General features: G+C 51.1%; 12 protein-coding genes, 4 tRNA genes and 2 rRNA genes. 17 read left to right on the forward strand and 1 reads right to left on the reverse strand.

Going from position 1 to position 20521, the window contains the following annotated elements:
• From A31E_RS03200 to birA, 4 genes are all read left to right on the forward strand, one after another.
• A 23S ribosomal RNA gene (locus A31E_RS03200) occupies positions 1-2764 on the forward strand; the annotation flags it as partial.
• Between the two features lie 94 nt (positions 2765-2858).
• A 5S ribosomal RNA gene (gene rrf / locus A31E_RS03195) occupies positions 2859-2974 on the forward strand.
• A gap of 134 nt (positions 2975-3108) precedes the next feature.
• Positions 3109-4137, forward strand: a complete 1029-nt coding sequence (murB, locus tag A31E_RS03190) for a UDP-N-acetylmuramate dehydrogenase (protein WP_001016702.1) — start codon at positions 3109-3111, stop codon at positions 4135-4137.
• The gene (gene birA / locus A31E_RS03185; RefSeq protein ID WP_000654622.1) at positions 4134-5099 is read left to right on the forward strand and encodes a bifunctional biotin--[acetyl-CoA-carboxylase] ligase/biotin operon repressor BirA; all 966 of its coding nucleotides are present in this window, start codon (positions 4134-4136) and stop codon (positions 5097-5099) included. Before murB ends, birA begins: the two co-directional genes overlap by 4 nt.
• 28 nt (positions 5100-5127) lie before the next feature.
• Here birA and coaA read toward each other — a convergent pair whose 3' ends face one another.
• A complete protein-coding gene (gene coaA, locus A31E_RS03180) occupies positions 5128-6078 on the reverse strand; it encodes a type I pantothenate kinase (protein WP_000023077.1) in 951 nt (316 codons plus the stop codon).
• A 361-nt stretch (positions 6079-6439) separates the two neighbouring features.
• Here coaA and A31E_RS03175 point away from each other — a divergent pair.
• The 13 genes from A31E_RS03175 (at position 6440) to rpoC (ending at position 20503) form a co-directional block, all read left to right on the forward strand.
• Positions 6440-6515 (forward strand) — tRNA-Thr (locus A31E_RS03175).
• Between the two features lie 8 nt (positions 6516-6523).
• Positions 6524-6608, forward strand: a tRNA-Tyr gene (locus A31E_RS03170).
• 115 nt (positions 6609-6723) lie between these two features.
• Positions 6724-6798, forward strand: a tRNA-Gly gene (locus A31E_RS03165).
• Between the two features lie 6 nt (positions 6799-6804).
• Positions 6805-6880, forward strand: a tRNA-Thr gene (locus tag A31E_RS03160).
• Positions 6881-6994: 114 nt separating this feature from the next.
• Positions 6995-8179 carry an elongation factor Tu gene (gene tuf, locus A31E_RS03155; protein WP_000031784.1) on the forward strand — a complete coding sequence of 395 codons (1185 nt, stop codon included), beginning with the start codon at positions 6995-6997 and terminating at the stop codon, positions 8177-8179.
• Between the two features lie 229 nt (positions 8180-8408).
• Complete coding sequence (gene secE / locus A31E_RS03150; RefSeq protein ID WP_001275702.1) at positions 8409-8792, forward strand: preprotein translocase subunit SecE; 384 nt, start codon at positions 8409-8411, stop codon at positions 8790-8792.
• 1 nt (position 8793) lies between these two features.
• On the forward strand, positions 8794-9339 hold the full coding sequence (gene nusG, locus A31E_RS03145) for a transcription termination/antitermination protein NusG (RefSeq protein ID WP_001287521.1): 546 nt from the start codon (positions 8794-8796) through the stop codon (positions 9337-9339).
• 158 nt (positions 9340-9497) lie between these two features.
• Positions 9498-9926 (forward strand): 50S ribosomal protein L11, encoded by a 429-nt coding sequence (gene rplK / locus A31E_RS03140; RefSeq protein ID WP_001085926.1) that lies wholly within the window; start codon positions 9498-9500, stop codon positions 9924-9926.
• Between the two features lie 3 nt (positions 9927-9929).
• Positions 9930-10634 (forward strand): 50S ribosomal protein L1, encoded by a 705-nt coding sequence (rplA, locus tag A31E_RS03135; protein ID WP_001096679.1) that lies wholly within the window; start codon positions 9930-9932, stop codon positions 10632-10634.
• Between the two features lie 292 nt (positions 10635-10926).
• Positions 10927-11424 carry a 50S ribosomal protein L10 gene (gene rplJ / locus A31E_RS03130; protein WP_001207201.1) on the forward strand — a complete coding sequence of 166 codons (498 nt, stop codon included), beginning with the start codon at positions 10927-10929 and terminating at the stop codon, positions 11422-11424.
• Positions 11425-11490: 66 nt separating this feature from the next.
• Positions 11491-11856, forward strand: coding sequence for a 50S ribosomal protein L7/L12 (gene rplL, locus A31E_RS03125; RefSeq protein ID WP_000028878.1), 366 nt, complete (start codon positions 11491-11493; stop codon positions 11854-11856).
• A 318-nt stretch (positions 11857-12174) separates the two neighbouring features.
• Positions 12175-16203 (forward strand): DNA-directed RNA polymerase subunit beta, encoded by a 4029-nt coding sequence (gene rpoB, locus A31E_RS03120; RefSeq protein WP_001314338.1) that lies wholly within the window; start codon positions 12175-12177, stop codon positions 16201-16203.
• Between the two features lie 76 nt (positions 16204-16279).
• Entirely contained in the window at positions 16280-20503 is a 4224-nt protein-coding gene (gene rpoC / locus A31E_RS03115) for a DNA-directed RNA polymerase subunit beta' (RefSeq protein ID WP_000653962.1), read from the forward strand.
• Positions 20504-20521: the final 18 nt, after the last annotated feature.

The following is a 20521-nucleotide window of genomic DNA, read 5'->3' on the forward strand; positions in this document are numbered from 1 at the left end:
CGTCACACTATCATTAACTGAATCCATAGGTTAATGAGGCGAACCGGGGGAACTGAAACATCTAAGTACCCCGAGGAAAAGAAATCAACCGAGATTCCCCCAGTAGCGGCGAGCGAACGGGGAGGAGCCCAGAGCCTGAATCAGTGTGTGTGTTAGTGGAAGCGTCTGGAAAGGCGTGCGATACAGGGTGACAGCCCCGTACACAAAAATGCACATGCTGTGAGCTCGATGAGTAGGGCGGGACACGTGGTATCCTGTCTGAATATGGGGGGACCATCCTCCAAGGCTAAATACTCCTGACTGACCGATAGTGAACCAGTACCGTGAGGGAAAGGCGAAAAGAACCCCGGCGAGGGGAGTGAAAAAGAACCTGAAACCGTGTACGTACAAGCAGTGGGAGCCTCTTTATGGGGTGACTGCGTACCTTTTGTATAATGGGTCAGCGACTTATATTCTGTAGCAAGGTTAACCGAATAGGGGAGCCGAAGGGAAACCGAGTCTTAACTGGGCGTTAAGTTGCAGGGTATAGACCCGAAACCCGGTGATCTAGCCATGGGCAGGTTGAAGGTTGGGTAACACTAACTGGAGGACCGAACCGACTAATGTTGAAAAATTAGCGGATGACTTGTGGCTGGGGGTGAAAGGCCAATCAAACCGGGAGATAGCTGGTTCTCCCCGAAAGCTATTTAGGTAGCGCCTCGTGAATTCATCTCCGGGGGTAGAGCACTGTTTCGGCAAGGGGGTCATCCCGACTTACCAACCCGATGCAAACTGCGAATACCGGAGAATGTTATCACGGGAGACACACGGCGGGTGCTAACGTCCGTCGTGAAGAGGGAAACAACCCAGACCGCCAGCTAAGGTCCCAAAGTCATGGTTAAGTGGGAAACGATGTGGGAAGGCCCAGACAGCCAGGATGTTGGCTTAGAAGCAGCCATCATTTAAAGAAAGCGTAATAGCTCACTGGTCGAGTCGGCCTGCGCGGAAGATGTAACGGGGCTAAACCATGCACCGAAGCTGCGGCAGCGACACTATGTGTTGTTGGGTAGGGGAGCGTTCTGTAAGCCGTTGAAGGTGTGCTGTGAGGCATGCTGGAGGTATCAGAAGTGCGAATGCTGACATAAGTAACGATAAAGCGGGTGAAAAGCCCGCTCGCCGGAAGACCAAGGGTTCCTGTCCAACGTTAATCGGGGCAGGGTGAGTCGACCCCTAAGGCGAGGCCGAAAGGCGTAGTCGATGGGAAACAGGTTAATATTCCTGTACTTGGTGTTACTGCGAAGGGGGGACGGAGAAGGCTATGTTGGCCGGGCGACGGTTGTCCCGGTTTAAGCGTGTAGGCTGATTTTCCAGGCAAATCCGGAGAATCAAGGCTGAGGCGTGATGACGAGGCACTACGGTGCTGAAGCAACAAATGCCCTGCTTCCAGGAAAAGCCTCTAAGCATCAGGTAACATCAAATCGTACCCCAAACCGACACAGGTGGTCAGGTAGAGAATACCAAGGCGCTTGAGAGAACTCGGGTGAAGGAACTAGGCAAAATGGTGCCGTAACTTCGGGAGAAGGCACGCTGATGGTAGGTGAAGCGACTTGCTCGTGGAGCTGAAATCAGTCGAAGATACCAGCTGGCTGCAACTGTTTATTAAAAACACAGCACTGTGCAAACACGAAAGTGGACGTATACGGTGTGACGCCTGCCCGGTGCCGGAAGGTTAATTGATGGGGTCAGCCGCAAGGCGAAGCTCTTGATCGAAGCCCCGGTAAACGGCGGCCGTAACTATAACGGTCCTAAGGTAGCGAAATTCCTTGTCGGGTAAGTTCCGACCTGCACGAATGGCGTAATGATGGCCAGGCTGTCTCCACCCGAGACTCAGTGAAATTGAACTCGCTGTGAAGATGCAGTGTACCCGCGGCAAGACGGAAAGACCCCGTGAACCTTTACTATAGCTTGACACTGAACATTGAGCCTTGATGTGTAGGATAGGTGGGAGGCTTTGAAGTGTGGACGCCAGTCTGCATGGAGCCGACCTTGAAATACCACCCTTTAATGTTTGATGTTCTAACGTGGACCCGTGATCCGGGTTGCGGACAGTGTCTGGTGGGTAGTTTGACTGGGGCGGTCTCCTCCTAAAGAGTAACGGAGGAGCACGAAGGTTGGCTAATCCTGGTCGGACATCAGGAGGTTAGTGCAATGGCATAAGCCAGCTTGACTGCGAGCGTGACGGCGCGAGCAGGTGCGAAAGCAGGTCATAGTGATCCGGTGGTTCTGAATGGAAGGGCCATCGCTCAACGGATAAAAGGTACTCCGGGGATAACAGGCTGATACCGCCCAAGAGTTCATATCGACGGCGGTGTTTGGCACCTCGATGTCGGCTCATCACATCCTGGGGCTGAAGTAGGTCCCAAGGGTATGGCTGTTCGCCATTTAAAGTGGTACGCGAGCTGGGTTTAGAACGTCGTGAGACAGTTCGGTCCCTATCTGCCGTGGGCGCTGGAGAACTGAGGGGGGCTGCTCCTAGTACGAGAGGACCGGAGTGGACGCATCACTGGTGTTCGGGTTGTCATGCCAATGGCACTGCCCGGTAGCTAAATGCGGAAGAGATAAGTGCTGAAAGCATCTAAGCACGAAACTTGCCCCGAGATGAGTTCTCCCTGAGACTTTAAGTCTCCTGAAGGAACGTTGAAGACGACGACGTTGATAGGCCGGGTGTGTAAGCGCAGCGATGCGTTGAGCTAACCGGTACTAATGAACCGTGAGGCTTAACCTTACAACGCCGAAGATGTTTTGGCGGATGAGAGAAGATTTTCAGCCTGATACAGATTAGATTAGCCGGCGATAAGCGGGTTAATAAACAGAATTTGCCTGGCGGAGATAGCGCGGTGGTCCCACCTGACCCCATGCCGAACTCAGAAGTGAAACGCCGTAGCGCCGATGGTAGTGTGGGGTCTCCCCATGCGAGAGTAGGGAACTGCCAGGCATCAAATAAAGCGAAAGGCCATCCGTAAGGATGGCCTTTTTGCGCTGGTGAAAACTCTTCCTGTCGTTATATCTACAAGCCATCCCCCCGCAGATACGGTAAACTAGCCACGTTTTTGCATCAGGAAAGCAGCTATGAACCACTCCTTAAAACCCTGGAACACCTTCGGCATTGATCGCAATGCGAAGCACATTGTATGCGTGGAAGACGAAAAACAACTACTCAATGCCTGGCAGCATGCAACCGCAGAAGGACAGCCAGTTCTTATTCTGGGTGAAGGAAGTAACGTACTTTTCCTGGAAGATTACTGCGGAACGGTGATTATCAACCGGATCAAAGGTATTGAAATTAACGATACGCCTGATGCTTGGTATTTACATGTTGGGGCGGGAGAAAACTGGCATCATCTGGTGAAATACACTTTGCAGCAAGGTATGCCCGGTCTGGAAAATCTGGCATTAATTCCGGGCTGTGTCGGCTCATCGCCTATCCAGAATATTGGTGCTTATGGCGTAGAATTACAGCGAGTTTGCGATTATGTTGACTGCGTTGAACTGACGACAGGCAAGCAAGTGCGCTTAACAGCTAAAGAGTGTCGTTTTGGTTATCGTGACAGTATTTTTAAGCATGAATATCAGGATCGCTTCGCCATTGTAGCCGTAGGTCTGCGCCTGCCAAAAGAGTGGCAACCTGTACTGACCTATGGTGACTTAACTCGTCTGGAGCCTTCAACGGTGACACCACAGCAAGTATTTGATGCGGTGTGTCATATGAGAACTACAAAACTTCCCGATCCAAAAGTGAACGGTAATGCCGGTAGTTTCTTCAAAAATCCTGTTGTTTCAGTCGAAATGGCTAAAGCGTTACTGGCACAATTTCCAACGGCACCTAATTACCTCCAGGCGGATGGTTCAGTAAAACTGGCTGCTGGCTGGCTCATCGATCAGTGTCAGCTAAAAGGGGCACAGATTGGCGGGGCTGCGGTACATCGTCAACAGGCGCTAGTTCTTATTAATGAAGGCAATGCGAAAAGTGAAGACGTCGTACAACTGGCACATCACGTAAGGCAGAAAGTCGGTGAAAGATTTAACGTCTGGCTTGAACCCGAAGTCCGCTTTATTGGTGCATCAGGTGAAGTGAGCGCAGTGGAGACAATTTCATGAAGGATAATACTGTTCCACTGAAATTGATCGCCCTGTTAGCGAACGGCGAATTTCACTCCGGCGAGCAACTGGGTGAAACGTTGGGAATGAGTCGGGCGGCTATTAATAAACACATTCAGACACTGCGTGACTGGGGTGTTGATGTATTTACCGTTCCGGGCAAAGGATACAGCCTGCCTGAACCAATCCAGTTACTTAATGCCGAACAGATATTGAGTCACCTGGATGGTGGTAATGTTGCTGTGTTACCGGTGATTGATTCTACGAACCAGTACCTCCTTGACCGTATAGGAGAGCTTAAATCGGGCGATGCCTGTGTCGCAGAATATCAGCAAGCGGGTCGTGGTCGCCGTGGGCGGAAATGGTTTTCTCCTTTTGGCGCAAACTTATATTTATCAATGTTCTGGCGTCTGGAGCAAGGCCCTGCTGCGGCGATTGGTTTAAGCCTGGTTATCGGTATCGTGATGGCGGAAGTACTACGCACGCTGGGAGCTGATAAAGTTCGTGTTAAATGGCCAAACGACCTCTATCTGCAGGATCGCAAGCTGGCGGGTATTCTCGTTGAACTGACGGGCAAAACCGGCGATGCGGCACAAATTGTCATCGGTGCCGGGATCAACATGGCCATGCGTCGAGTCGAAGAGAGTGTCGTTAATCAGGGATGGATCACCTTGCAAGAAGCGGGGATCAATCTGGATCGTAATACTCTGGCAGCCACGCTTATACGTGAATTACGGGCGGCGCTGGAACTCTTCGAGCAAGAAGGACTTACTCCTTATTTGGCTCGTTGGGAAAAACTGGATAATTTTATTAATCGCCCAGTGAAACTTATCATTGGTGATAAAGAAATATTTGGGATTTCGCGCGGGATAGATAACCAAGGCGCATTATTGCTTGAACAGGATGGGATAATTAAACCCTGGATGGGCGGTGAAATATCGCTACGAAGCGCAGATAAATAAAAAAGGGAGCAATAGCTCCCCCTTTAAATTATTTGCGTAGTCTGACTTCTTCTACCGCATGATTAGCACTTTTGGTCAGGATCAGGCTGGCACGTTCGCGAGTAGGAAGAATATTTTGCTTTAAGTTCAGCCAGTTGATTTCCTTCCAAAGCGTCAAGGCAGTATTGATCGCTTCTTCTTTTGTTAATTTAGCGTAGTTATGGAAATAGGAATCCGGATCTGTAAAAGCGCCTTCACGGAATTTCAGGAAGCGGTTGATATACCATGTCTGCAGTAAGTCTTCAGGAGCATCAACATATATCGAAAAATCGACAAAATCAGAAACAAAAACATGATGCGGATCGTGTGGGTAATCCATACCGCTCTGTAAGACATTTAATCCTTCAAGAATTAAAATATCAGGCTGCACGACAGTTTTATCGCCATCCGGGATCACATCATAAATAAGATGCGAGTAAACCGGTGCTGTAACGTTTGGCACTCCCGATTTTAGATCGGAAACAAACTTCACCAGACGATGCATATCGTACGACTCCGGGAAGCCTTTCTTCTTCATCAGACCACGTTCTTTAAGCACTTTGTTGGGATGAAGAAAACCATCGGTGGTGATCAGTTCAACACGACGGTGTTCCGGCCAACGGCTTAATAGAGCCTGTAATACACGGGCGGTCGTACTTTTCCCCACCGCAACGCTACCCGCGATGCTGATAATGTAAGGAATGCGTTGTCCGTTAGTACCAAGAAATTGTTCCAGAACTGCCTGACGGCGCAAGTTTGAGCTTATATAGAAGTTCAGCAAACGCGATAAAGGCAAATAGATCTCGGCAACTTCTTCTAACGAGAGATCCTCATTTATACCTTTGAGACGGGCGATCTCATCCTCCGATAACGTCATAGGTACGGAATCACGCAGAGCTGCCCACTGGTTGCGGTCAAACTGTAGGTAAGGCGTCATTAACGTTTGCTCTTTTATACTCATAAGCATGTTTCTGGCGATCATAGCTCTATCGGCAAAGCGATATTTGCCATGGCGCGTCACAGTTCTGTTGAATGGGTTAATGGGCAGGAGGGTAACACCAGATTGGGAGGAATAATAAGAAAAAATCTCTTTCGACAAGCTATCGTTGAAAAGCAATGTGACAGATATTCCATCTACTAAAAAGAATTGTGTTTTATCTTGAGTGCATTGTTAAACAGAATGATGCTGAAAAAGTATGCTAATCTGTCCCCTGTTTGACTGTTTCTTCATCGCGTTGTGCAAAATGTGACCAATAAAACAAATTATGCAATTTTTTAGTTGCATGAGCGCGCATGTCTCCATAGAATGCGCGCTACTTGATGCCGACTTAGCTCAGTAGGTAGAGCAACTGACTTGTAATCAGTAGGTCACCAGTTCGATTCCGGTAGTCGGCACCATCAAGTCCGGTGGGGTTCCCGAGCGGCCAAAGGGAGCAGACTGTAAATCTGCCGTCACAGACTTCGAAGGTTCGAATCCTTCCCCCACCACCAATTTCGGCCACGCGATGCGTAGCCCGAGACGATAAGTTCGCTTACCGGCTCGAATAAAGAGAGCTTCTCTCGATATTCAGTGCAGAATGAAAATCAGGTAGCCGAGTTCCAGGATGCGGGCATCGTATAATGGCTATTACCTCAGCCTTCCAAGCTGATGATGCGGGTTCGATTCCCGCTGCCCGCTCCAAGATGTGCTGATATAGCTCAGTTGGTAGAGCGCACCCTTGGTAAGGGTGAGGTCGGCAGTTCGAATCTGCCTATCAGCACCACTTCTTTTCTCCTCCCTGTTTTTTCCTTCTGTTTATTGCATTCAACAAGTCGGGCATGTTGCCTGGTTGATGTGGTGATATCACCGATTTATCCGTGTCTTAGAGGGACAATCGATGTCTAAAGAAAAGTTTGAACGTACAAAACCGCACGTTAACGTCGGTACTATCGGCCACGTTGACCATGGTAAAACAACGCTGACCGCTGCAATCACTACCGTACTGGCTAAAACCTACGGCGGTGCTGCTCGCGCATTCGATCAGATCGATAACGCGCCGGAAGAAAAAGCTCGTGGTATCACCATCAACACTTCTCACGTTGAATACGACACCCCGACCCGTCACTACGCACACGTAGACTGCCCGGGGCACGCCGACTATGTTAAAAACATGATCACTGGTGCTGCTCAGATGGACGGCGCGATCCTGGTTGTTGCTGCGACTGACGGCCCGATGCCGCAGACCCGTGAGCACATCCTGCTGGGTCGTCAGGTAGGCGTTCCGTACATCATCGTGTTCCTGAACAAATGCGACATGGTTGATGACGAAGAGCTGCTGGAACTGGTTGAAATGGAAGTTCGTGAACTTCTGTCTCAGTACGACTTCCCGGGCGACGACACTCCGATCGTTCGTGGTTCTGCACTGAAAGCGCTGGAAGGCGATGCAGAGTGGGAAGCGAAAATCCTGGAACTGGCTGGCTTCCTGGATTCTTACATTCCGGAACCAGAGCGTGCGATTGACAAGCCGTTCCTGCTGCCGATCGAAGACGTATTCTCCATCTCCGGTCGTGGTACTGTTGTTACCGGTCGTGTGGAACGCGGTATCATCAAAGTTGGCGAAGAAGTTGAAATCGTTGGTATCAAAGAGACTCAGAAGTCTACCTGTACTGGCGTTGAAATGTTCCGCAAACTGCTGGACGAAGGCCGTGCTGGTGAGAACGTAGGTGTTCTGCTGCGTGGTATCAAACGTGAAGAAATCGAACGTGGTCAGGTACTGGCTAAGCCGGGCACCATCAAGCCGCACACCAAGTTCGAATCTGAAGTGTACATTCTGTCCAAAGATGAAGGCGGCCGTCATACTCCGTTCTTCAAAGGCTACCGTCCGCAGTTCTACTTCCGTACTACTGACGTGACTGGTACTATCGAACTGCCGGAAGGCGTAGAGATGGTAATGCCGGGCGACAACATCAAAATGGTTGTTACCCTGATCCACCCGATCGCGATGGACGACGGTCTGCGTTTCGCAATCCGTGAAGGCGGCCGTACCGTTGGCGCGGGCGTTGTAGCTAAAGTTCTGAGCTAATTGCCGATAACATTTGACGCAATGCGCAATAAAAGGGCATCATTTGATGCCCTTTTTGCACGCTTTCGTACCAGAACCTGGCTCATCAGTGATTTTCTTTGTCATAATCATTGCTGAGACAGGCTCTGTTGAGGGCGTATAATCCGAAAAGCGAATACGCGTTTCGATTTGGTTTGCCTCGCGATCGCGGGGTGAAAATGTTTGTAGAATACTTCTGACAGGTTGGTTTATGAGTGCGAATACCGAAGCTCAAGGAAGCGGGCGCGGCCTGGAAGCGATGAAGTGGGTCGTTGTGGTGGCATTGCTCCTGGTGGCAATTGTCGGCAATTACCTTTATCGCGACATTATGCTGCCGCTGCGTGCGCTGGCCGTAGTAATTCTGATTGCTGCAGCGGGTGGTGTCGCGCTGTTAACGACAAAAGGTAAAGCAACCGTTGCTTTTGCCCGTGAAGCGCGTACCGAAGTCCGTAAGGTCATTTGGCCGACTCGCCAGGAAACATTGCACACCACGCTGATTGTGGCTGCGGTTACCGCAGTAATGTCACTGATCCTGTGGGGACTGGATGGTATTCTGGTTCGCCTGGTATCCTTTATCACTGGCCTGAGGTTCTGAGATGTCTGAAGCTCCTAAAAAGCGCTGGTACGTCGTTCAGGCGTTTTCCGGTTTTGAAGGCCGCGTAGCAACATCGCTGCGTGAGCATATCAAATTACACAACATGGAAGAGTTGTTTGGCGAAGTCATGGTCCCGACTGAAGAAGTCGTTGAGATCCGTGGCGGTCAGCGTCGCAAAAGCGAACGCAAATTCTTCCCTGGCTACGTCCTCGTTCAGATGGTGATGAACGATGCGAGCTGGCACCTGGTGCGCAGCGTACCGCGTGTGATGGGCTTCATCGGCGGTACTTCCGATCGTCCGGCGCCAATCAGCGATAAAGAAGTCGATGCGATTATGAACCGCCTGCAGCAGGTTGGTGATAAGCCGCGTCCGAAAACGCTGTTTGAACCAGGTGAAATGGTTCGTGTTAATGATGGTCCGTTCGCTGACTTCAACGGTGTCGTTGAAGAGGTTGATTACGAGAAGTCTCGTCTGAAAGTCTCTGTTTCTATCTTTGGTCGTGCGACCCCGGTAGAACTGGACTTCAGCCAGGTTGAAAAAGCCTAACACAGCGATCAAAAAAGCGGCGATTAAATCGTTGCACAAGGCGCGAGATTGGAATACAATTTCGCGCCTTTTGTTTTTATGGGCCTTGCCCGTAAAACGATTTTTTATATCACGGGGAGCCTCTCTGAGGCGCTATTACCCAACTTGAGGAATTTATAATGGCTAAGAAAGTACAAGCCTATGTCAAGCTGCAGGTTGCGGCTGGTATGGCTAACCCGAGTCCGCCAGTAGGTCCGGCTCTGGGTCAGCAGGGCGTAAACATCATGGAATTCTGCAAAGCGTTCAACGCAAAAACTGATTCCATCGAAAAAGGTCTGCCGATTCCGGTAGTTATCACCGTTTACGCTGACCGTTCTTTCACTTTCGTTACCAAGACTCCGCCGGCAGCAGTTCTGCTGAAAAAAGCGGCTGGTATCAAGTCTGGTTCCGGTAAGCCGAACAAAGACAAAGTGGGTAAAATTTCCCGCGCTCAGTTGCAGGAAATCGCGCAGACCAAAGCTGCCGACATGACCGGTGCCGACATTGAAGCGATGACTCGCTCCATCGAAGGTACTGCACGTTCCATGGGCCTGGTAGTGGAGGACTAAGAAATGGCTAAACTGACCAAGCGCATGCGTGTTATCCGCGAGAAAGTTGATGCGACCAAACAGTACGACATCAACGAAGCTATCGCTCTGCTGAAAGAGCTGGCGACTGCTAAATTCGTAGAAAGCGTGGACGTTGCTGTTAACCTCGGCATCGACGCTCGTAAATCTGACCAGAACGTACGTGGCGCAACTGTACTGCCGCACGGTACTGGCCGTTCCGTTCGCGTAGCCGTATTTACCCAGGGCGCAAATGCTGAAGCTGCTAAAGCTGCAGGCGCTGAGCTGGTAGGTATGGAAGATCTGGCTGATCAGATCAAGAAAGGCGAAATGAACTTTGACGTTGTTATTGCTTCTCCGGATGCAATGCGCGTTGTTGGCCAACTGGGCCAGGTTCTGGGTCCGCGCGGCCTGATGCCAAACCCGAAAGTGGGTACTGTAACGCCGAACGTAGCTGAAGCGGTTAAAAACGCTAAAGCTGGCCAGATCCGTTACCGTAACGACAAAAACGGCATCATCCACACCACCATCGGTAAAGTGGACTTTGACGCTGACAAACTGAAAGAAAACCTGGAAGCTCTGCTGGTTGCGCTGAAAAAAGCAAAACCTACTCAGGCGAAAGGCGTGTACATCAAGAAAGTTAGCATCTCCACCACCATGGGTGCAGGTGTTGCAGTTGACCAGGCTGGCCTGAGCGCTTCTGCAAACTAATGCCTTTACGTGGGCGGTGATTTTGTCTACAATCTTACCCCCACGTACGTTAACGAAAGTTAGCGGCTAAAAAGATTTGTTCGTTGGAGCCTGGCCTAATCCAGGCCTCCGTCGAAGACCGCAGGTGTTTCGTAAGAGACTTAATACCCTGCGTAGACGGTGACAGAACGCTAAGATTATTCTTTTATATTCTGGCTTGTTTCTGCTCACCGTAATTAAGACGCTCTCTCCGTTTGGAGGAGTGAAGTGAGTTCCAGAGATTTTCTCTGGCAAACATCCAGGAGCAAAGCTAATGGCTTTAAATCTTCAAGACAAACAAGCGATTGTTGCTGAAGTCAGCGAAGTAGCCAAAGGCGCGCTGTCTGCAGTAGTTGCGGATTCCCGTGGCGTAACTGTAGATAAAATGACTGAACTGCGTAAAGCAGGTCGCGAAGCTGGCGTATACATGCGTGTTGTTCGTAACACCCTGCTGCGTCGTGCTGTTGAAGGTACTCCGTTCGAGTGCCTGAAAGATGCGTTTGTTGGTCCGACCCTTATTGCATACTCTATGGAACACCCGGGCGCTGCTGCTCGTCTGTTCAAAGAGTTCGCGAAAGCGAATGCAAAATTTGAGGTCAAAGCCGCTGCCTTTGAAGGTGAGCTGATCCCGGCGTCTCAGATCGACCGCCTGGCAACTCTGCCGACCTACGAAGAAGCAATTGCACGCCTGATGGCAACCATGAAAGAAGCTTCGGCTGGCAAACTGGTTCGTACTCTGGCTGCTGTACGCGATGCGAAAGAAGCTGCTTAATCGCAGTTATCTGTTTAACGCATTCGCTTACGTATAAACTTATTCTGATATTCAGGAACAATTTAAATGTCTATCACTAAAGATCAAATCATTGAAGCAGTTGCAGCTATGTCTGTAATGGACGTTGTAGAACTGATCTCTGCAATGGAAGAAAAATTCGGTGTTTCCGCTGCTGCTGCTGTAGCTGTAGCTGCTGGCCCGGTTGAAGCTGCTGAAGAAAAAACTGAATTCGACGTAATTCTGAAAGCTGCTGGCGCTAACAAAGTTGCTGTTATCAAAGCAGTACGTGGCGCAACTGGCCTGGGTCTGAAAGAAGCTAAAGACCTGGTAGAATCTGCTCCGGCTGCTCTGAAAGAAGGCGTGAGCAAAGATGACGCTGAAGCACTGAAAAAAGCTCTGGAAGAAGCTGGCGCTGAAGTTGAAGTTAAATAAGCCAACCCTTCCGGTTGCAGCCTGAGGAATCAGGCTGATGGCTGGTGACTTTTTAGTCACCAGCCTTTTTGCGCTGTAAGGCGCCAGTAGCGTTTCACACTGTTTGACTACTGCTGTGCCTTTCAATGCTTGTTTCTATCGACGACTTAATATACTGCGACAGAGCGTCCGCTCTGTGTAAATCGCAATGAAATGGTTTAAGCGTGATAGCAACAGGCATTGCGGAAAGTATCCATTTTCCGGTCAACAAAATAGTGTTGCACAAACTGTCCGCTCAATGGACAGATGGGTCGACTTGTCAGCGAGCTGAGGAACCCTATGGTTTACTCCTATACCGAGAAAAAACGTATTCGTAAGGATTTTGGTAAACGTCCACAAGTTCTGGATGTGCCTTATCTCCTTTCTATCCAGCTTGACTCGTTTCAGAAATTTATCGAGCAAGATCCTGAAGGGCAGTATGGTCTGGAAGCTGCTTTCCGTTCCGTGTTCCCGATTCAGAGCTACAGCGGTAATTCCGAGCTGCAATACGTCAGCTACCGCCTTGGCGAACCGGTGTTTGACGTCCAGGAATGTCAAATCCGTGGCGTGACCTATTCCGCACCGCTGCGCGTTAAACTGCGTCTGGTGATCTATGAGCGCGAAGCGCCGGAAGGCACCGTAAAAGACATTAAAGAACAAGAAGTCTACATGGGCGAAATTCCGCTCATGACTGACAACGGTACTTTTGTTATCAATGGTACTGAGCGTGTTATCGTTTCCCAGTTGCACCGTAGTCCGGGCGTCTTCTTCGACTCCGACAAAGGTAAAACCCACTCTTCGGGTAAAGTACTGTATAACGCGCGTATTATTCCTTACCGTGGTTCCTGGCTGGACTTCGAATTCGATCCGAAGGACAACCTGTTCGTACGTATCGACCGTCGCCGTAAACTGCCTGCGACCATCATTCTGCGTGCCCTGAACTACACCACTGAACAGATCCTCGACCTGTTCTTCGAAAAAGTTATTTTCGAAATCCGTGATAACAAGCTGCAGATGGAACTGGTGCCGGAACGCCTGCGTGGTGAAACCGCATCTTTTGACATCGAAGCTAACGGTAAAGTGTACGTAGAAAAAGGCCGCCGTATTACTGCGCGCCACATTCGCCAACTGGAAAAAGACGACGTAAAACTGATCGAAGTCCCGGTTGAGTACATCGCAGGTAAAGTAGTTGCTAAAGACTATATTGATGAGTCTACCGGCGAGCTGATCTGCGCAGCGAACATGGAGCTGAGCCTGGATCTGCTGGCTAAGCTGAGCCAGTCTGGTCACAAGCGTATCGAAACGCTGTTCACCAACGATCTGGATCACGGCCCGTATATCTCTGAAACCTTACGTGTCGACCCAACTAATGACCGTCTGAGCGCACTGGTAGAAATCTACCGTATGATGCGTCCTGGTGAGCCGCCGACTCGTGAAGCCGCTGAAAGCCTGTTTGAGAACCTGTTCTTCTCCGAAGACCGCTATGACCTGTCTGCGGTTGGTCGTATGAAGTTCAACCGTTCTCTGCTGCGTGAAGAAATTGAAGGTTCTGGTATCCTGAGCAAAGACGACATCATTGATGTTATGAAAAAGCTCATTGATATCCGTAACGGTAAAGGCGAAGTCGATGATATCGACCACCTCGGCAACCGTCGTATCCGTTCTGTTGGCGAAATGGCGGAAAACCAGTTCCGCGTTGGCCTGGTACGTGTAGAGCGTGCGGTGAAAGAGCGTCTGTCTCTGGGCGATCTGGATACCCTGATGCCTCAGGACATGATCAATGCCAAGCCGATTTCTGCAGCAGTGAAAGAGTTCTTTGGTTCCAGTCAGTTGTCTCAGTTTATGGACCAGAACAACCCACTGTCTGAGATTACGCACAAACGTCGTATCTCCGCACTCGGCCCAGGCGGTCTGACCCGTGAACGCGCAGGCTTCGAGGTTCGAGACGTACACCCGACTCACTACGGTCGCGTATGTCCAATCGAAACCCCTGAAGGTCCGAACATCGGTCTGATCAACTCCCTGTCCGTGTACGCACAGACTAACGAATACGGCTTCCTTGAAACTCCGTATCGTAAAGTAACCGACGGTGTTGTAACTGACGAAATTCACTACCTGTCTGCTATCGAAGAAGGCAACTACGTTATCGCCCAGGCGAACTCCAACCTGGATGAAGAAGGCCACTTCGTAGAAGATCTGGTAACCTGCCGTAGCAAAGGCGAATCCAGCTTGTTCAGCCGCGACCAGGTTGACTACATGGACGTATCCACCCAGCAGGTGGTATCCGTCGGTGCGTCCCTGATCCCGTTCCTTGAGCACGATGACGCCAACCGTGCATTGATGGGTGCGAACATGCAACGTCAGGCCGTTCCGACTCTGCGTGCTGATAAGCCGCTGGTTGGTACTGGTATGGAACGTGCTGTTGCCGTTGACTCCGGTGTAACTGCGGTTGCTAAACGTGGTGGTGTCGTTCAGTACGTGGATGCTTCCCGTATCGTTATCAAAGTTAACGAAGACGAGATGTATCCGGGCGAAGCAGGTATCGATATCTACAACCTGACCAAGTACACCCGTTCTAACCAGAACACCTGTATCAACCAGATGCCATGTGTTTCTCTGGGTGAGCCGGTAGAACGTGGCGACGTGTTGGCAGACGGCCCGTCCACCGATCTCGGTGAACTGGCGCTCGGTCAGAACATGCGCGTAGCGTTCATGCCGTGGAATGGTTACAACTTCGAAGACTCCATCCTCGTATCCGAGCGTGTTGTTCAGGAAGACCGTTTCACCACCATCCACATCCAGGAGCTGGCGTGTGTGTCTCGTGACACCAAGCTGGGGCCAGAAGAGATCACCGCTGATATCCCGAACGTGGGTGAAGCTGCGCTCTCCAAACTGGATGAATCCGGTATCGTTTACATTGGTGCGGAAGTGACCGGTGGCGACATTCTGGTTGGTAAGGTAACGCCGAAAGGTGAAACCCAACTGACCCCAGAAGAGAAACTGTTGCGTGCGATCTTCGGTGAGAAAGCGTCTGACGTTAAAGACTCTTCTCTACGTGTACCAAACGGTGTATCCGGTACGGTTATCGACGTTCAGGTCTTTACTCGCGATGGCGTAGAAAAAGACAAACGTGCGTTGGAAATCGAAGAAATGCAGCTCAAACAGGCGAAGAAAGACCTGTCTGAAGAACTGCAGATCCTCGAAGCGGGTCTGTTCAGCCGTATCCGAGCTGTGCTGGTAGCCGGTGGTGTTGAAGCTGAGAAGCTCGACAAACTGCCGCGCGATCGCTGGCTGGAACTGGGCCTGACCGACGAAGAGAAACAAAATCAGCTAGAACAACTGGCTGAGCAGTATGACGAACTGAAACACGAGTTCGAGAAGAAACTCGAAGCGAAACGCCGCAAAATCACCCAGGGTGACGATCTGGCACCGGGCGTGCTGAAGATTGTTAAGGTATATCTGGCGGTTAAACGCCGTATCCAGCCTGGTGACAAGATGGCAGGTCGTCACGGTAACAAGGGTGTAATTTCTAAGATCAACCCGATCGAAGATATGCCTTACGATGAAAACGGTACGCCGGTAGACATCGTACTGAACCCGCTGGGCGTACCGTCTCGTATGAACATCGGTCAGATTCTGGAAACCCACCTGGGTATGGCTGCTAAAGGTATCGGTGACAAGATCAATGCCATGCTGAAACAGCAGCAGGAAGTCGCGAAACTGCGCGAGTTCATCCAGCGTGCCTACGATCTGGGCGCTGACGTTCGTCAGAAAGTTGACCTGAGTACCTTCAGCGATGAAGAAGTGATGCGCCTGGCTGAAAACCTGCGCAAAGGTATGCCGATCGCAACGCCGGTATTCGACGGTGCGAAAGAAGCGGAAATTAAAGAGCTTCTGAAACTTGGCGACCTGCCGACTTCTGGTCAGATCACCCTGTACGACGGCCGCACTGGTGAACAGTTCGAACGCCCGGTAACCGTAGGTTACATGTACATGCTGAAACTGAACCACCTGGTCGACGACAAGATGCACGCGCGTTCTACCGGTTCTTACAGCCTGGTTACTCAGCAGCCGCTGGGTGGTAAGGCACAGTTCGGTGGTCAGCGTTTCGGGGAGATGGAAGTGTGGGCGCTGGAAGCATACGGCGCGGCATACACCCTGCAGGAAATGCTCACCGTTAAGTCTGATGACGTGAACGGTCGTACCAAGATGTATAAGAACATCGTGGACGGCAACCATCAGATGGAACCGGGCATGCCAGAATCCTTCAACGTATTGTTGAAAGAGATTCGTTCGCTGGGTATCAACATCGAACTGGAAGACGAGTAATTCTCGCTCAAACAGGTCACTGCTGTCGGGGTAAAACCCGGCAGCGGATTGTGCTAACTCCGACGGGAGCAAATCCGTGAAAGATTTATTAAAGTTTCTGAAAGCGCAGACTAAAACCGAAGAGTTTGATGCGATCAAAATTGCTCTGGCTTCGCCAGACATGATCCGTTCATGGTCTTTCGGTGAAGTTAAAAAGCCGGAAACCATCAACTACCGTACGTTCAAACCAGAACGTGACGGCCTTTTCTGCGCCCGTATCTTTGGGCCGGTAAAAGATTACGAGTGCCTGTGCGGTAAGTACAAGCGCCTGAAACACCGCGGCGTCATCTGTGAGAAGTGCGGCGTTGAAGTGACCCAGACTAAAGTACGCCGTGAGCGTATGGGTCACATCGAGCTGGCTTCTCCGACTGCGCACATTTGGTTCCTGAAATCGCTGCCGTCCCGTATCGGTCTGCTGCTCGATATGCCGCTGCGTGATATCGAACGCGTACTGTACTTCGAATCCTATGTTGTTATCGAAGGCGGTATGACCAACCTGGAACGTCAACAGATCCTGACTGAAGAACAGTATCTGGATGCGCTGGAAGAGTTCGGTGATGAATTCGACGCGAAGATGGGTGCGGAAGCTATTCAGGCACTGCTGAAGAGCATGGATCTGGAGCAAGAGTGTGAAACTCTGCGTGAAGAGCTGAACGAAACCAACTCCGAAACCAAGCGTAAAAAACTGACCAAGCGTATCAAACTGCTGGAAGCATTCGTTCAGTCTGGTAACAAGCCAGAGTGGATGATCCTGACCGTTCTGCCGGTTCTGCCGCCAGATCTGCGTCCGCTGGTTCCGCTGGATGGTGGTCGTTTCGCGACTTCTGACCTGAACGATCTGTATCGTCGCGTCATTAACCGTAACAACCGTCTGAAACGTCTGCTGGATCTGGCAGCGCCGGACATCATCGTACGTAACGAAAAACGTATGCTGCAGGAAGCGGTTGATGCCCTGCTGGATAACGGTCGTCGCGGTCGTGCGATCACCGGTTCTAACAAGCGTCCTCTGAAATCTTTGGCCGACATGATCAAAGGTAAACAGGGTCGTTTCCGTCAGAACCTGCTCGGTAAACGTGTTGACTACTCCGGTCGTTCTGTAATCACCGTAGGTCCATACCTGCGTCTGCATCAGTGCGGTCTGCCGAAGAAAATGGCGCTGGAGCTGTTCAAACCGTTCATCTACGGCAAGCTGGAACTGCGTGGTCTTGCTACCACCATCAAAGCTGCTAAGAAAATGGTTGAACGTGAAGAAGCTGTCGTTTGGGATATCCTGGACGAAGTTATCCGCGAACACCCGGTACTGCTGAACCGTGCACCGACTCTGCACCGTCTGGGTATCCAGGCATTTGAGCCGGTACTGATCGAAGGTAAAGCTATCCAGCTACACCCGCTGGTTTGTGCGGCATATAACGCCGACTTCGATGGTGACCAGATGGCTGTTCACGTACCGCTGACGCTGGAAGCCCAGCTCGAAGCGCGTGCGCTGATGATGTCTACCAACAACATCCTGTCTCCGGCGAACGGCGAACCAATCATCGTTCCGTCTCAGGACGTTGTGCTGGGTCTGTACTACATGACCCGTGACTGTGTTAACGCCAAAGGCGAAGGCATGGTGCTGACTGGCCCGAAAGAAGCTGAGCGTATTTATCGCGCTGGCCTGGCCTCTCTGCATGCGCGCGTTAAAGTGCGTATCACCGAGTATGAAAAAGATGCTAACGGTGAATTAGTCGCGAAAACCAGCCTGAAAGACACGACCGTTGGCCGTGCCATTCTGTGGATGATTGTACCGAAAGGTCTGCCTTACTCCATCGTCAACCAGGCGCTGGGTAAAAAAGCAATCTCCAAAATGCTGAACACCTGCTACCGCATTCTCGGTCTGAAACCGACCGTTATTTTTGCGGACCAGATCATGTACACCGGCTTTGCATATGCAGCGCGTTCCGGTGCATCTGTTGGTATCGATGACATGGTCATCCCGGAGAAGAAACACGAAATCATCTCCGAGGCAGAAGCAGAAGTTGCTGAAATTCAGGAGCAGTTCCAGTCTGGTCTGGTAACTGCGGGCGAACGCTACAACAAAGTTATCGATATCTGGGCTGCGGCGAACGATCGTGTATCCAAAGCGATGATGGATAACCTGCAAACTGAAACCGTTATTAACCGTGACGGTCAGGAAGAGAAGCAGGTTTCCTTCAACAGCATCTACATGATGGCCGACTCCGGTGCGCGTGGTTCTGCGGCACAGATTCGTCAGCTTGCGGGTATGCGTGGTCTGATGGCGAAGCCGGATGGCTCCATCATCGAAACGCCAATCACCGCGAACTTCCGTGAAGGTCTGAACGTACTCCAGTACTTCATCTCCACCCACGGTGCTCGTAAAGGTCTGGCGGATACCGCACTGAAAACCGCGAACTCCGGTTACCTGACTCGTCGTCTGGTTGACGTCGCGCAGGACCTGGTGGTTACCGAAGATGATTGTGGTACTCATGAAGGTATCATGATGACCCCAGTTATCGAGGGTGGCGACGTTAAAGAGCCGCTGCGCGATCGCGTACTGGGTCGTGTAACTGCTGAAGACGTTCTGAAGCCGGGTACTGCTGACATCCTCGTTCCGCGCAACACACTGCTGCACGAACAGTGGTGTGACCTGCTGGAAGAGAACTCTGTCGACGCGGTTAAAGTTCGTTCTGTTGTATCTTGTGACACCGACTTTGGTGTATGTGCGCACTGCTACGGTCGTGACCTGGCGCGTGGCCACATCATCAATAAAGGTGAAGCTATCGGTGTTATCGCGGCACAGTCCATCGGTGAACCGGGTACACAGTTGACCATGCGTACGTTCCACATCGGTGGTGCGGCATCGCGTGCGGCTGCTGAATCCAGCATCCAGGTGAAAAACAAAGGTAGCATCAAACTCAGCAACGTGAAGTCGGTTGTGAACTCCAGCGGTAAACTGGTTATCACTTCCCGTAACACCGAACTGAAACTGATCGACGAATTTGGTCGTACCAAAGAAAGCTACAAAGTGCCTTACGGTGCGGTACTGGCGAAAGGCGATGGCGAACAGGTTGCTGGCGGCGAAACCGTTGCAAACTGGGATCCGCACACCATGCCAGTTATCACTGAAGTAAGCGGTTTTGTTCGCTTTACTGACATGATCGACGGCCAGACCATTACTCGTCAGACCGACGAATTGACCGGTCTGTCTTCGCTGGTTGTTCTGGATTCTGCAGAGCGTACCGCAGGTGGTAAAGATCTGCGTCCGGCACTGAAAATCGTTGATGCTCAGGGTAACGACGTTCTGATCCCAGGTACTGATATGCCTGCGCAGTACTTCCTGCCGGGTAAAGCGATTGTTCAACTGGAAGATGGCGTACAGATCAGCTCTGGTGACACTCTGGCGCGTATTCCGCAGGAATCTGGCGGTACTAAAGACATCACCGGTGGTCTGCCGCGCGTTGCAGACCTGTTTGAAGCTCGTCGTCCGAAAGAGCCGGCAATCCTGGCTGAAATCAGCGGTGTCGTTTCCTTCGGTAAAGAAACCAAAGGCAAACGTCGTCTGGTTATCACCCCGGTAGACGGCAGCGAACCGTACGAAGAGATGATTCCGAAATGGCGTCAGCTCAACGTGTTCGAAGGTGAACGTGTAGAACGTGGTGACGTTATTTCCGACGGTCCGGAAGCACCGCACGACATTCTGCGTCTGCGTGGTGTTCATGCTGTTACTCGTTACATCGTTAACGAAGTACAGGACGTATACCGTCTGCAGGGCGTTAAGATTAACGATAAACACATCGAAGTTATCGTTCGTCAGATGCTGCGTAAAGCCACCATCGTTAACGCAGGTAGCTCCGACTTCCTGGAAGGCGAACAGGTTGAATACTCTCGCGTCAAGATCGCAAACCGCGAACTGGAAGCGAACGGCAAAGTGGGGGCAACTTACTCCCGCGATCTGCTGGGTATCACCAAAGCGTCTCTGGCAACCGAGTCCTTCATCTCTGCAGCATCGTTCCAGGAAACTACACGTGTCCTGACCGAAGCCGCTGTTGCAGGTAAACGTGATGAACTGCGCGGTCTGAAAGAGAACGTTATCGTTGGTCGTCTGATCCCAGCCGGTACGGGTTATGCGTATCACCAGGATCGTATGCGCCGCCGTGCCGCAGGTGAGGCTCCGGCTGCACCGCAGGTGACTGCAGAAGACGCATCTGCCAGCCTGGCAGAACTGCTGAACGCAGGTCTGGGTGGTTCTGACAACGAGTAATCGTTAATCCACAAATAA

This window comes from Escherichia sp. KTE159 (assembly GCF_000408805.1).
Lineage (GTDB): Bacteria > Pseudomonadota > Gammaproteobacteria > Enterobacterales > Enterobacteriaceae > Escherichia > Escherichia marmotae.